This is a genomic window from Bradyrhizobium sp. WCU1, assembly GCF_053474805.1.
This window is the reverse complement of sequence record NZ_CM130280.1, coordinates 5,575,892-5,589,311: the sequence shown is the minus strand read 5'-3', so window position 1 is coordinate 5,589,311 and position 13,420 is coordinate 5,575,892. Positions and strand designations below refer to the sequence as shown.

General features: G+C 64.2%; 11 protein-coding genes. 6 read left to right on the top strand and 5 right to left on the bottom strand.

The features are described from left to right. The first annotated feature begins 62 nt into the window (after positions 1–62). On the top strand, positions 63–512 hold the full coding sequence (locus ACTUWL_RS25800) for a cupin domain-containing protein (RefSeq protein ID WP_021077131.1): 450 nt from the start codon (positions 63–65) through the stop codon (positions 510–512). 349 nt (positions 513–861) lie between these two features. Beyond that, positions 862–2,187: a 4Fe-4S binding protein gene (locus ACTUWL_RS25795; protein WP_021077132.1), complete on the top strand. Its 1,326-nt coding sequence runs from the start codon at positions 862–864 to the stop codon at positions 2,185–2,187. A 6-nt stretch (positions 2,188–2,193) separates the two neighbouring features. Here ACTUWL_RS25795 and ACTUWL_RS25790 read toward each other — a convergent pair whose 3' ends face one another. Together ACTUWL_RS25790 and ACTUWL_RS25785 are read right to left on the bottom strand one after the other, a co-directional pair. Beyond that, positions 2,194–2,916 carry an SDR family oxidoreductase gene (locus tag ACTUWL_RS25790; RefSeq protein ID WP_021077133.1) on the bottom strand — a complete coding sequence of 241 codons (723 nt, stop codon included), beginning with the start codon at positions 2,914–2,916 and terminating at the stop codon, positions 2,194–2,196. Between the two features lie 16 nt (positions 2,917–2,932). Then, positions 2,933–3,826, bottom strand: coding sequence for an SDR family oxidoreductase (locus tag ACTUWL_RS25785; RefSeq protein ID WP_021077134.1), 894 nt, complete (start codon positions 3,824–3,826; stop codon positions 2,933–2,935). Positions 3,827–3,917: 91 nt separating this feature from the next. Between ACTUWL_RS25785 and ACTUWL_RS25780 the strand changes: the two genes are divergently transcribed. Together ACTUWL_RS25780 and ACTUWL_RS25775 are read left to right on the top strand one after the other, a co-directional pair. Continuing rightward, the gene (locus ACTUWL_RS25780) at positions 3,918–4,766 is read left to right on the top strand and encodes a helix-turn-helix transcriptional regulator (protein ID WP_021077135.1); all 849 of its coding nucleotides are present in this window, start codon (positions 3,918–3,920) and stop codon (positions 4,764–4,766) included. 57 nt (positions 4,767–4,823) lie between these two features. Further along, positions 4,824–5,405: a GNAT family N-acetyltransferase gene (locus ACTUWL_RS25775; RefSeq protein WP_035650240.1), complete on the top strand. Its 582-nt coding sequence runs from the start codon at positions 4,824–4,826 to the stop codon at positions 5,403–5,405. A gap of 5 nt (positions 5,406–5,410) precedes the next feature. On the opposite strand, the gene ACTUWL_RS25770 is transcribed toward ACTUWL_RS25775, so the two are convergent. Together ACTUWL_RS25770 and ACTUWL_RS25765 are read right to left on the bottom strand one after the other, a co-directional pair. Then, positions 5,411–6,196 carry an ABC transporter permease gene (locus tag ACTUWL_RS25770; RefSeq protein ID WP_021077137.1) on the bottom strand — a complete coding sequence of 262 codons (786 nt, stop codon included), beginning with the start codon at positions 6,194–6,196 and terminating at the stop codon, positions 5,411–5,413. After that, entirely contained in the window at positions 6,196–7,011 is an 816-nt protein-coding gene (locus ACTUWL_RS25765; protein WP_021077138.1) for an ABC transporter ATP-binding protein, read from the bottom strand. The genes ACTUWL_RS25770 and ACTUWL_RS25765 overlap by 1 nt, the downstream gene beginning before the upstream one ends. A 205-nt stretch (positions 7,012–7,216) precedes the next feature. On the opposite strand from ACTUWL_RS25765, the gene ACTUWL_RS25760 reads away from it, so the two are divergent. Continuing rightward, positions 7,217–8,140: a ketopantoate reductase family protein gene (locus ACTUWL_RS25760; protein ID WP_021077139.1), complete on the top strand. Its 924-nt coding sequence runs from the start codon at positions 7,217–7,219 to the stop codon at positions 8,138–8,140. A gap of 305 nt (positions 8,141–8,445) precedes the next feature. Then, positions 8,446–8,826, top strand: coding sequence for a DUF1330 domain-containing protein (locus ACTUWL_RS25755; protein ID WP_021077140.1), 381 nt, complete (start codon positions 8,446–8,448; stop codon positions 8,824–8,826). 426 nt (positions 8,827–9,252) lie between these two features. On the opposite strand, the gene ACTUWL_RS25750 is transcribed toward ACTUWL_RS25755, so the two are convergent. Further along, entirely contained in the window at positions 9,253–13,020 is a 3,768-nt protein-coding gene (locus tag ACTUWL_RS25750) for a C2 family cysteine protease (protein ID WP_106940279.1), read from the bottom strand. Positions 13,021–13,420: the final 400 nt, after the last annotated feature.

The following is a 13,420-nucleotide window of genomic DNA, read 5'->3' as shown; positions in this document are numbered from 1 at the left end:
TAGCATCGCGAAATACAGGAGAACACCAAGAATACTTCAAGGAAACACCAAGGGAGGCCTTCATGAATCGCATTGCAACCGCGCTGTCGCTCGCCACCGCCTTCGCCGCCGGCTGTGGCGTCATCCATCTGCTGCGGCCGGCGCTCGCGGCCGAGAGCATCACCGCGCAAATCATCCACACCGGCGAGATGGAGGGCGACAAGCTCGGCGACGCCAACAAGACGGGCTTCCGCTCCAGGACGTTCGTTTCCGCCGACGGCGCCACCGTCTCGATCCAGGACGGCAATGTGCCGAAGCACATGCATCCCAACACCAACGAGATGCAGTTCATCCTCGAGGGCACCGGCACGGTCTGGCTCGGCGACAAGGAAGTGCCGGTGAAGCCGGGCGACCTGATCGTGATCCCGAAAGGCACCCCGCATGGCGGCACCAAGCCGAACGGCCGCCCGTTCAAGGCGATCGCGATCAAGACGCCGCCGCAGGCGCCTGACGATACCAAGCTGCTGGATTGAGAACGGCGGTCTTTCTACCGTCATTGCGAGGAACGGATTTCCTGCCGAACTTGTGACCGTCACCCTGAGGAGACCGCGGAGCGGCCGTCTCGAAGGGTCGACGGCCCGACTGTGGGCCGTCCATCCTTCGAGACGCGCGTTCCGCGCTCCTCCAGCGACAAAGGCGAAGCCTTTGCGCGGGGATGACGTAGCTCACTTCGTTGGCGGTGCATGAGCGTCATCCGGGCTCTTGCAAATCTCGTCGCTTTCAGGATGCAGTTCCATTGCATGACGATCGACAGATAATTCACTTGCCTCGCCTCTCGCCACTCCATAATATGACGATTGTCATTTCATGGAGATCAGGACCATGAGCCTGGATGATCACCCCACGGTCAGGGCCGTGCGTGCGCGCAGCAGCCAACCGGTCTACGACGCCCCGGTGTCTTCGGACCTGCTCAAGCGGATCGCGCGGGAATGCGGCGCCGACGATGTCGGCATCATCGAGTTCGACCGCGCTGCGATCGCGCCGCAGCGCGACTTCATCCGCAAGGTCTATGGCCGGACGCGTTCCCTGCTCGCGATCGCCTGCCACATGAACCGCGAGCCGGTGCGCTCGCCGTCGCGTTCGGTCGCCAACGAGGAATTCCACTCGACCTACGATCACGTCAACGAGACCGCCCGCGCCATCGTTCGCGCGCTCGACGAGCACGGTATCCCGGCCTGCAATTCAGTCGCCGCTTTCCCGATGGAGATGGACCTGCCGAGGATCATGATGGTCCAGCACAAGCCGATCGCGGTCGAAGCCGGGCTCGGCCGGATGGGAATCCATCGCAGCGTGATTCACCCGAAATTCGGCAGCTTCGTGCTGCTCGGCACCGTGCTGCTCGGCTGCGAGGTCGACGCCTACGACCAGCAAATCGACTACAATCCGTGCCTGGAATGCAAACTGTGCGTCGCCGCCTGTCCGGTCGGCGCCATCAAGCCGGACGGCGGCTTCGATTTCCTGTCCTGCCACACCCACAATTATCACGACTTCCTCGGCAACTTCACGCAGTGGGTCGAGAAGGTCGCGGACGCAAAGGATGCCAGGGATTATCGCGCCCGCGTGCCGCGCACCGAGACGCTCAACATCTGGCAATCGCTGTCGTTCAAGCCGGGCTACAAGGCGGCCTATTGCATCTCGGCGTGCCCGGCCGGCGAAGACGTGATCGGCCCCTTCCTCAGCGATCGCGACGCGCATTTTTCCGACGTGGTGCAGCCGCTGATCGACAAGGACGAGTTCGTCTACGTGATCCCGGATACCGACGCCGAGGACACCGTGACGCGGCGCTTTCCGCACAAGAAGATGCAGCATGTCAGCTCCGGCCGCCATACCGGCAGCATCCAGGCCTACATCTTCTCGCTGTCGCTCGGATTCCAGCGCGGCCGGGCGCGGGGCCTCGATTTCGTGACGCATCTGCGCTTCACCGGGGCGAGCGCGCTCGACATGACGGTCGCGATCAAGGGCCGGGATCTGCAGGTGGTGCCGGGACGTCACGTCGGAGAGGCGGCCTTGAGCATCACCGCCGACACCCAGGCATGGCTGCGCGTGCAGAACCGCGACCTCGATCTTGCAGAGGCGATCGACGCAGGCCTGGTGAGCCACAGCGATGAAAAGCTGTTCGCGGCCTATATGCGGTGCTTCCCGCTCTGAGCCTGCTCACACCAGCAGGCCACCGCCATCCACTGCAAGAACCTGCCCGGTCACGTAGCTGTTCAGCATCACATAGACATAGGTGGTAGCCGCCTCGTCCGGCGATGCGGCGCGCGGCAGCGGCAGGCCTGCCACATAACCGCGCACCCGCTCCTCCGGCATCTGCCTGACGCGCTCGGTGAGGATGAGCCCGGGGCACACCGCATTGACGCGGACCGGCGCGAGATCGACGGCAAGGCCGCGGGCCAGGCTCTCCATCGCGCCCGCAGCCGCGGTCACGAACGGCATGCCCTTCTGCGGGCGATGGGCCAGCAGGCCGCCGGTCAGCGTGATCGATCCGTTCGCGGCGATCGCACGGCTGGCGTGCTTGACCGCCGCAAGCGAGCCCCAGAAGCGGAGGGCGAGAGCTTCCCGCGCAACCGCGAGATCGAGATCGCGCACTGTGCCGAACGCAGGCAGGCCCTGATCGCCCGCCGTGATCGCGAGGTGATCGAAGCCGCCGACCTGATCGAAGAAGCGCGACACGCCGGCTTCGTCGCGCAGATCGACGGCGCTGCCCGATGTTCCCGGCAGCCGCGCGACCGCCGCATCGACGTTGGCCTGATTGCTGGAGGCGATCACCACGTCCGCCCCCTGCTGCTGCGCGAGCGCGGCGACGGCAAAGCCGATCCCGGACGATCCCCCGATCGCGATCACGCGCTTGCCGGCAAGCGACATTGCGTTGGTCATGGTCTCGTCTCCGGCGCTACAGCGCAAAATAGGCGGGATGATCCATGTCGGCGAGCAGCCCGGGCTGCTGCGGCTGCCAGTCGAGCCGCGCACGCGTCCGCGCACTGGAGGCCGGCATGTCGGCGCCGGTAAACCGGCCGAGGAAACCGAAATGCTCCAGTGCCTCCTCCGGCGACTTCGACACCAGCGGAATGTCCAGGCGCCGCGCGATCACCTCGGCGATCGCCTTGAACGGCACGCCCTCGTCGGCGATGGCATGGAAGGGACCGCCTTCGACGCCGCGCTCGAGCGCGAGACGATAGAGCCGGGCCGCATCGAGGCGATGCACGCCCGGCCAGCGATTGAGCCCTTCGCCGACATAGGCCGAGACGCCCTTGTCGCGCGCAATCGCGATGAGGCGCGGCACGAAGCCGTGATCGCCATGGCCATGCACCGACGGCGCCAGCCGGACCACGCCGGCGCGCACGCCGCGCGCCGCAACCGCGGTCGTGGCCGCTTCGGTCATGCGCGGCAAAGCGGGCGACGGCGGATGCGGCGCGTCCGCCTCGGTGGCGACGCGGCCCTGCGCCACGGTCGCGACACCAGACGTCGTGATCAGCTGCCGGTTTGATCCCTCAAGCACGGCGCCGAACGTCTCGATCGCACGCCGGTCATCCTCGGAGTTCTGCGCGAATTTCGAAAAGTCGTGGTTGAAGGCGCAGTGGATCACGGCGTCCGCCTGCGCCGCGCCGCGTTTCAAGCTATCGAGATCTTCCAACGTTCCGTAGTGAACCTCGGCACCGGCGGCGGCGAGCGCTTCCGCGCCCTTGTCCGAACGGGTCATGCCGAGCACCTTGTGGCCGGCGGCGATCAGATCATTGGTGACGGCCGAGCCGACCCAACCGGTGGCTCCAGTAACGAACACACGCATAAGCAATCTCCAGGTTTTGCTGGAGACAGAATTGGGACGCCGCGCTATCGTGGTAAAGTAGTGACCTTATCATGGTATAATGGCTAACAGGATGAGCGAACCGCTCGCACACGAGAACCTTCTCGGTGCCTACCTGAAGGACCGTCGCAGCAAGCTCGATCCTGCGACGTTCGGCTTTCCGCCGGAGCGGCGGCGGACGCCGGGCCTGCGCCGCGAGGAAGTGGCGCAGCGCGCCAACATCAGCGCGACCTGGTACACGTGGCTCGAACAGGGCCGCGGCGGCGCGCCGTCGGCCGACGTGCTCGACCGCATCGCGCGTGCGCTGATGCTGACCGATGTCGAGCGCGAGCATCTGTTCCTGCTCGGCCTCGGCCGGGCCCCCGAGGTGCGCTATCACCGAAGCGAAGGCGTCACGCCGCGGCTGCAACGCGTGCTCGACCTGCTGGAGCCGCATCCCGCCATCATCAGGACCGCGACATGGGACGTCGTCGCCTGGAACCGGGCGGCGACCGTGATGCTGACCGACTACGGGGCGCTGCCGCCACGCGAACGCAACGTGCTGCGCTTCATGTTCCTCGATCCGCGCGTCCGCGCCGCGCAACACGATTGGGCCAGCGTGGCGCGCTTCGTCGTCGGTGCGTTCAGGGTGGACGCGGCACGCGCAGGGGCTGCCGCCGAGGTGCAGCCGTTCGTCGACGAGCTCTGCCGGCTCAGTCCGGAATTCGCGGCGCTGTGGCGCGACAACGACGTGCGCGCCCATGGCGAGGCTATCAAGCAGCTCCGGCACCCGATCCTCGGCCCGGTCAGGTTCGAGTATTCGGCATTCGCGGTCGATGGCCGCTCCGACCTCAGCATGATCGTCTACAATCCTGTCGACCCCGAGGTGAAAGAGAAGATCCGCGGGCTGATGGAGGCGTCGCCGGCGCACGAACACGCGTGATCGCCAGCGCAAGGGACAGGCCCGAACTGGAATACGACTGTCGTTTGAGTCGAACGAATCAGACTGCACGCGCACCGACTGACGCTGCGGACATGGCAAGAGGCCGACAAGGCCCCATTTGCCGGAATGTCCGCGGACCCTGCCGTGATGCAGCATCTGCGTCCTCTTCCGACACGAGAGGCAAGCGATGCCTGGGTCGATTTCCAGATCGAGCATCAATCGACCCACGGATTCTGCATGTGGGCCACGGAATTGAGCTCCTCCGGAGTGTTCGTCGGCGCAGTCGGGTTGCTGGTCGTCAACTTCCGGGCTCACTTCACGCCTGCCGTGGAGATTGGCTGGCGCCTGGCTCGTGAATTCTGGGAACAGGGACTCGCCACGGAAGCCGGTCGCAAGGCGCTCGAATTTGGTTTCCGAGAACTGGCTTTGCCCGAGATTGTCGCGCATGCGAGCGTTCACAACACGCGCTCTCTTCGCGTCATGTCGAAATTGGGGATGTCCCACGACGAGGCTGACGATTTCAATCATCCGCGTGTCAGCGAATCCGATCCGCTCCGACGACAGGCGCTCTATCGCCTGGCACGAAACGATTGGCTTATCTCGACAGGGCCGACGCAGCGGCCCGGCGCGACAAGCTGAAATATCTAGTCCCGCGCCGCCGCCGTCGGGCGCCACACCAAGAGCCGCTTCTCGACCGCGGTCACCGCCATGTCGATCAGGATCACGAAAGCCGACAGCACGAACATGCCGGCGAACACGCCGGCGACGTCGAACACGCCTTCGGCCTGCTGGATCAGATAGCCGAGGCCGGCGGCGGAGCCGAGATATTCGCCGACCACCGCGCCGACCACGGCAAAGCCGACCGAGGTGTGCAGCGAGGAGAACATCCATGACAATGCCGACGGCCAATAGACGTGGCGCATCAGCTGCCGCTCGTTCATGCCGAGCATGCGGCCATTGTCGAGCACCGTGGCCGGCACTTCCTTGACGCCTTGATAGACGTTGAAGAACACGATGAAGAACACCAGGGTCACGCCGAGCGCGACCTTGGACCAGACGCCGAGCCCGAACCACAGCGCGAAGATCGGCGCCAGCACCACGCGCGGCAGTGCGTTGACCATCTTCACATAGGGATCGAACACGGCGGCGACGCGCGGCTGCCGCGCGAACCAGAAGCCGACCAGGATGCCGCCGGCCGAGCCGATCACGAAGGCAAGGATGGATTCCCACAGCGTGATCGCAAGGTGCTTCCAGATCACTCCGGTCGAGAACCACTTCACAATCTGGCTGAAGACGTCGACCGGGTTGGAGAAGAAGAACGACGGCAGCAGCACCTTGCCGAACACCGGCACGGTGGCGAAGACCTGCCACAGCGCCAGCGTGACGACCGCAACCAGGACCTGCAGCGCCAGCAACGTGATGCGCGACATCAGGCGGCTCCCGCCTGCGTCGACTGGGCATAGCCCTTCATCACCTCGTCCTTCAGCACGCCCCAGATCTCGCGGTGCAGGGCATGGAAATCCTTCTCCATCCTGATCTCGGCAATGTCGCGCGGCCGCGGCAGCGTGATGCGCCAGTCGCCGATGATGCGCGCCGACGGGCCGGCCGACATGATCACGACGCGGTCGGCGAGCGCGATCGCCTCCTCGAGGTCGTGGGTGACGAACAGCACCGCCTTGCGGTCGGCGGTCCACAATTCGAGCAGTAGATTGCCCATGATCTGCCGCGTCTGGGCGTCAAGCGGACCGAACGGCTCGTCCATCAAGAGGATCTTCGGATCGCGGATCAGCACCTGCGCCAGCGCGACGCGCTTGCGCTGGCCGCCCGACAGCATATGCGGATAGCGGCTAGCGAAGGCGCCGAGCCCGACCGAGGCCAGCCATTGCTGCGCGCGCGCCAGCGCATCAGCGCGCGGCGTACCGCGGATCTCGAGCCCGATCGCGACATTGTCGATCGCGGTCTTCCACGGAAACAGCGCGTCGGCCTGGAACAGGTAGCCGGCGTCACGGTTCAGGCCGTTCAGCGGCTTGTCGAAGATCCGCGCCGTTCCTGCGGCCGGTTTCAGCAGCCCCGCAGTGACGTTGAGCAGCGTCGACTTCCCGCATCCGGTCGGGCCGACAATGGCGACGAACTCGCCATGATCAACCGAAAGATCGGCCTGCTCGACCGCGGTATAAACCCGCCCATCCGCCAACCGAAACGCCACCGTCGCACCGTCAAGTGCGACCGCCGTCGGCTCCGCCATTGCCACGATTCCTCCCCGAACTTTCCGAAATGGCTTAGCGGTTCGGGCAGCCAAGTTCAACGCAGGAAGATGGCGCAGGAGGCGCTGAGAGGACCGCGGTCACGCGGTTTTCAGGCCGACGAGGTTGCGCACTGCGCAACCGGGTTGCCTGTCGCGCCGACTTCGTCGAGGCTGCGGTCCAAAGCGACGGACAGGGAGATGATAGATGCGGATCGCAGTGGTAGGCGCCGGAGGCGTCGGGGGCGGCTTTGGCGCGGCGCTGGCGCATGCTGGAGCCGACGTTACCTTTATCGCGCGCGGCACCCACCTCGCCGCCATGCGCAGCGAAGGCCTGAAGGTCCAGGGCGGCCGCGGCGAGACCCATCTGGTCCCGACCCAGGCGACCGACGACCCCGCAAGCGTCGGCCCGGTCGATATCGTGCTGTTCTGCGTCAAGCTGTGGGACGTCGAGAGCGCCGGGGCGCACATCAGGCCGATGGTCGGCCCCGACACCGCGGTGATCCCGCTGCAGAACGGCATCGACGCGCCCGACCGGCTGATCCCGATCCTGGGCCGCGACGCCGTGATGGGCGGCGTGGCGCAGATTTCGGCCTCGATCATCAAGCCCGGCGTGATCAACCAGGTCGGCACCTTCATGCGCATGATCTTCGGCGAACTCGACGGCCGCATCACGCCGCGCGGCAAGGCACTGCTCGAGCTCTGCCTGAAAGCCGGCTTCGATGCGACGCTCAGCGAGGCAATCAACACCGAGCTGTGGATGAAGTTCATCGGCCTCGCCACCAATGCCGGCATGACCGCGGTCACCCGGCTGCCGATCGGCAGGCTGCGCGACGATCCCGACCTGCGTCCGTTGTTCGTCTCCGCCTGCGAGGAGACCATCGCAGTTGCCCACGCCAGCGGCATCGAGCTGCCAAAAGATGCGCTGGCGAAGGTGCTCGACTTCATCGGACACGCGCCGCCGGCGATGAAGGCGTCGATGGCGCTTGATCTGGAACGCGGCAACCGGCTCGAGCTGCCCTGGCTGAACGGCAAGGTGGTCGAACTCGGCCGCAAGCTCGGCGTGCCGACGCCGACCCACGCCATGCTGTATGCCGTGCTGAAGCCCTATGCGATGGGCGCGCCGTCGTAAGCAGGCCGCCGCGCGAACGCGCGATGCTGCGTTGGGCGCGACGCAGGGTCAGCCGGAATGTGACCTGCCGGCCCGAAACAGCCATAGGTGTTGATCGGATAACCGTGTAGGCTGCCCTTGCGGTCAGCGTTTGGCTGACCGAGAGCTGCAATAAGGCGGAGACATGCCGAACTCTCCGCTTGCGACGGTTGGCAGCCTATTCCATCGGCAACCATTGTTTTCGACTCCCGTATTCACGCGGCAGCGAATGTGGGCATCCACATGCGACACGCATGACCTAAACATTGATCACAGGGAGAATGACAGTGAGAGCAGAAACCACCGTTGCCTTGTCCATGCTGGCCGGCGTTGCGATCGGCGCCGTCGCAATCGAAGGACTTCACGCACAATCCACCCCGAAGGCCTATGTCGTCACCGAGGTGGAGGTCCTCGATCAGGACGCGCAGAATGCCTATATCCCCAAAGTCACGGAGGTGATCAAGTCGACCGGCGGAACATACCTCGCTCGCGGCGGAACCACCGTCGCGTTCGAGGGAGAGGCGCCCAAGCGCGTGACCATCACCGTCTATGACAGCCTTGCAAAGGCTCAGGCTTCGCGCAGTTCGGCCGAGTGGAAGGCACTGAGCGCAGAGCGGAGCAAGGCGATCAAGGCCAGATCTTACGCCACCGAAGGTTTGGCCAACTAAAGCGCGATAAAGTTAGGTTGAATCAGTTGGGCCACGAACCTCTCCCTTTGGAGAGATCGATTTGCGCAGCAAATCGGGTGAGGGATTACGGTCTATCGAGGGAGCAAGAAGCCCTCACCTGGATTGCTCTGGACGATGCTTCGCATCGCCGGGCGCAATCCGACCTCGCCCCGGCGGGGAGACGTGAACCGAGGGCGCGCCAGGCCGAGTTAATCAAAACTCATCCCGCTGTAGCCCGCGATGAGATTGGGTTGAATCGTCATCTCGCTTTGGCTGCTTGTTCGAGCATGAACTTTTAGGAAAACCGCCTCGCACTTTTCCGGATCACGCTCTAATCCCGGAAGCAAGGCGCCTGTCGACGCTGGACGATGGCGCAGGCAGGCGCCTCTCCGTGTCACGGCCGCGCGAATGGAGCCGCAGCTCCGCTCACGCATGCTGGGGCGGGGCAAGCGTGGCGACCTGGTCGGAATGCACCGTGATTGCCGTGCCGCCATGTCCATCGCTCGCGGCGACGAAGGTGGATGCCATGTAGTTTCCGAGCAGGGCGATGCTGGCGGTGTGGATGCCGTCCGAGACCGTGACCGATCCGCCGGCGCTGTTGCCGGCAAAGCCCACGGTTTGCCCGGCCGCAAAATTGATGTTGGCGAGATCGATCGCGTCGGCGCCCGACATGCCGGCGACGGTGCCGGAGAAGCCGGCGGGGTCGTCGAGCCTCAGCGTCCCGGTGTCCGATGCAAAGGAGATCTGAGCCGCGCTCGCGGACGCAAGCTCGAGGGTCTGTCCGGCCGGAATGATCGAGGGATCGCTGATCGTGAAGGCGCTGGACCAGGCGCCCCAGACGGTCCCGTCATTGGCCTTGATCCACAGCGTGTCGGTGCCCGATCCGACGTGATACGCAAGTTGCGAGAGCTGCGAGGCCGAGACGATGTCGTCCTGATTTGCTCCGAGCGTGACACCGTTCAGCGTGAAGTAGCCGCTCCCGCCGCCGCTATTCCAGACATCATACGATGTCGCGGAACTGCCGAACGGATCCGAATAGCTGAACAGCGAGGACACAGCGAAGGTCTGGCCTTGAACGGACAGCGTGCTTGAATTGGTCGGGGTGACGACCGGACCGCTATCGACCGGCGCGGTCACGGTGAAGGCACTCGACCATGCTCCCCAGACGGTGCCGTCATTCGCGCGGACCCACAGCGTGTCCGCTCCCGAACCGGATTGATAGCTCAGCGACGCCAACTGGGCAGCCGTGACGTAATTGTCCTGGTTGGTCGACAGCACCGCCCCGTTCAGAACGAAGTGCCCGCCTCCCGTACCCGTGTTCCAGACGTCATATTGGCTCGCAGCGCTGCTGAACGGATCGCTGTAGGTGAACAGCGACGAGGCCGCATAGCTCTGGCCGTGGGGCGCGATGATGTTCGACACCGCCTCGACGGGCCCGCTGTCGATCGGAGCATTGACGGTGAAGGCGCTCGACCACGCCCCCCACACCGTGCCGTCATTGGCGCGGATCCAGAGCGTGTCGACGCCGGAGCCGGATTGATAGCTGAGCGAGGCCAGCTGGGCGGCCGTGATGTAATTGTCCTGCGTGGCCGAAAGTGCCGCTCCGTTCAGAACGAAGTGCCCACCGACGGTGCCGGTATCCCAGACATCATATTCGACGGCCAGGCTGTTGAACGGATCGCTGTAAGTGAACAGCGACGAGGCCGCATAACTCTGACCGTGGGGCGCGGTAATGTTCGACACCGCCTCGACGGGTCCGCTATCGACCGGGGCTTGAACGGTGAAGGGGTTGGACCAGGCCCCCCAAACCGTGCCGTCATTGGCGCGGATCCAAAGTGTGTCGGTCCCCGAGCCGGACTGGTAGTTGAGCGAGGCCAGCTGGGCGGCAGTGATGTAATTGTCCTGGTTGGCCGGCAGCGCCACGCCGTTCAGGACGAAGTGCCCACCGACGGTGCCGGTATCCCAGACATCGTACTCGACGGCGGGGCTGCTGAACGGATCACTGTAGGTAAACAGCGACGAGGCCGCATAGCTCTGGCCGTGGGGCGCGACGATGTTCGACACCGTCTCGACGGGCCCGTTGTCGACCGGAGCTGCGACGGTGAAGGCGCTCGACCACGCTCCCCACACGGTGCCGTCATTGGCGCGGATCCAGAGCGTGTCGATCCCGGAGCCGGATTGGTAGCTGAGCGAGGCGAGCTGGGCGGCCGTGATGTAATTGTCCTGTTTGGCCGACAGCGCCACGCCGTTCAGGACGAAGTGCCCGCCTCCTGTACCCGTGTTCCAGACGTCGTATTGTGTTGCAGGACTGCTGAACGGATCGCTGTAGGTGAACAGCGACGAGGCTGCATAGCTCTGGCCATGGAACGCGGCGACGTCCGACACCGTCTCAACGGGGCCGTTGTCGACCGGAGCCGTGACTGTGAAAGCGTTCGACCACTGTCCCCACACCGTCGAGTCGTTGGCCCGGATCCAGAGCGTGTCCGAGCCCGAGCCCGATTGATAGGTCAATGACGACAGCTGCGCGGCCGTGACGTAATTGTGCTGGTTGGCGGCAAGCGCCACTCCGTTCAAAACGAAGTGGCCGCCACCGGTGCCGGCGTCCCAGACGTCGTATTGGGCGGCCGCGAAGCCGAACGGGTCGTAATAGGTGAACAGCGACGACACGGCAAAGCTCTGGCCGTGCCATGCCGTCACGTCTGCGACCGTCACCACGGGCCCTTCCGGGATTGCCGCAAATTGGGCCCATGTGCTCCAGGACACGCCGTTGAACGCCCGCACCCACAGCTGGTCGCTCGCGGGACCGAACTGGTAGGCAATGTTGGACCATTGTGAAGCAGCGACGTCGACCTCAACCCCGTTCGCCTGCGCCACCCCGCCTACAGTGAAGTGGCCGTTACCGGTGGAGTCCCAAAGCGCATACTCGATCACCGGCAAAGTACCGCTCGTCACATAGAACATGGACGATGCCGGAAGCGAGGTTTGCACCCGGCCGGTTATGTTGGAGGCGACCACCGTTGGCGCGACGTCGACGGCGCCGGAATTATCGATGACGAAGTCGCCGCCCTCACTGGCGATCTGGGTGAGCGATACTTCGAATTGCACATCCCAGTTTTGACCGGGATAGCTGTTTCCCCACGGATTGCGAACGATGAAATTGCCGGTCGCACTGTCATAGCCGACGACTCCGAAAGCGTGATCCGGGACCAGCTGGATATTTCCGGCGCTGTCATAGGTGTACGGCGATGTCGAAGGAATCTCGAGGATGACGTCGTCGTAGCTGGCGAGCGCAGCGATATAGACGGACTTGTTGCTATACCAATTGGACGCGCTGCTCATGTAATAGCTGACGCTGGTTGCGTCAGTCAGATTCTCCAGGACATCGGTCGGAGGATCCGCAGAGATGTTGTTGTAGCTGTTGACCGCCGGGTGCCCGATCTGTCCCGTTGCGCTGAGTTGCGCATACGCCTTCTCCACCAGGGCAACCCACATCGCGGTGGGTTGCTCATTGTAGTTGTGACCGTAGTCGAGTTCGGTCCCATTGACCGTTGGAAACATGTCGTTGACGGTTTCCCACGTCTCCTGCCCCCCGACATAGAAGCGCACGCCATAGGTGCCGTTTCCATTGTCGACGAACATGGAACTCAGGACCTGCGGATGAAAGACGACGACGTCGATCAATCCTGACATCAGTTCGCAATCGCCGTCGGCTCCCTGACAGATGTCGTTGACGGTGGCTGCGCCCGCCGAGGAATACAACGGTCCGACAACCGCGCTGTAGCCCTGCAATGTCCAGCCGTTCGCATCCGGCGGCAAAGTCGGATCCGGGAGATCGGTTCCCAGGAACCACTTCCCGAGCAGCTCGGACATCTGCGTCGACGTCGTGCCGACCTGCAGATTGCCGAGCGTGACATGGACCGTACTGCCCCCCGTCAAGGTGGCGTTCGCCGGATTACCGTCAACGAGCTGGCCGAAAAGATGGGAGACATAGTCCGATGTGGACAGCCCGCTGTTCAGATTGGCCGCAATCACCTGCAGCGAGTTCAGCTCATTCGCGGTCACGCTGCCGCGATTAGCGACGTTGGCCAGCAAGTCATAGGCTTCGGCGTAAGTGAAAACCCCGTCCGCAGCAAAGTTGAGCATGTCGGACTTGACGCCGCTGTCGACCAGGGAATTGATCCAGCTTGCAGTCATGGAATTCCTTCGCAGGTCTTGACGGGCTAAGATTGCTGTCGACCAGGCCGGTCCTGGCAAGGTCGCATGCGTCCCATCGAGACGAATCCAGCAATGGACTACGTAACTATCGCGTTAGTTGTGGCCGAATTCGAGGCACCTGTCGATCTCGCCGGATGCAGCCGTCAACGAAGGGAACCCGTATTCTCGTGAAGATTCGTTAACGTCTGCCTGCTACCGCGCCCGCCGCCCAGCATAGCGGTAGGGGCGACACCCGATGTCAGGTTCCTGGTTACCGCCTTGGCCCGCGCGCACGCGTTCGGGGACGGCTGGCGCGATGCCCTGAAGGCTTCCTTCCGATGAAGCGCTGCAGCGCTATCAGGCCGCGCGGCTGACGCGGACCAATGCGACCATGGCGAAG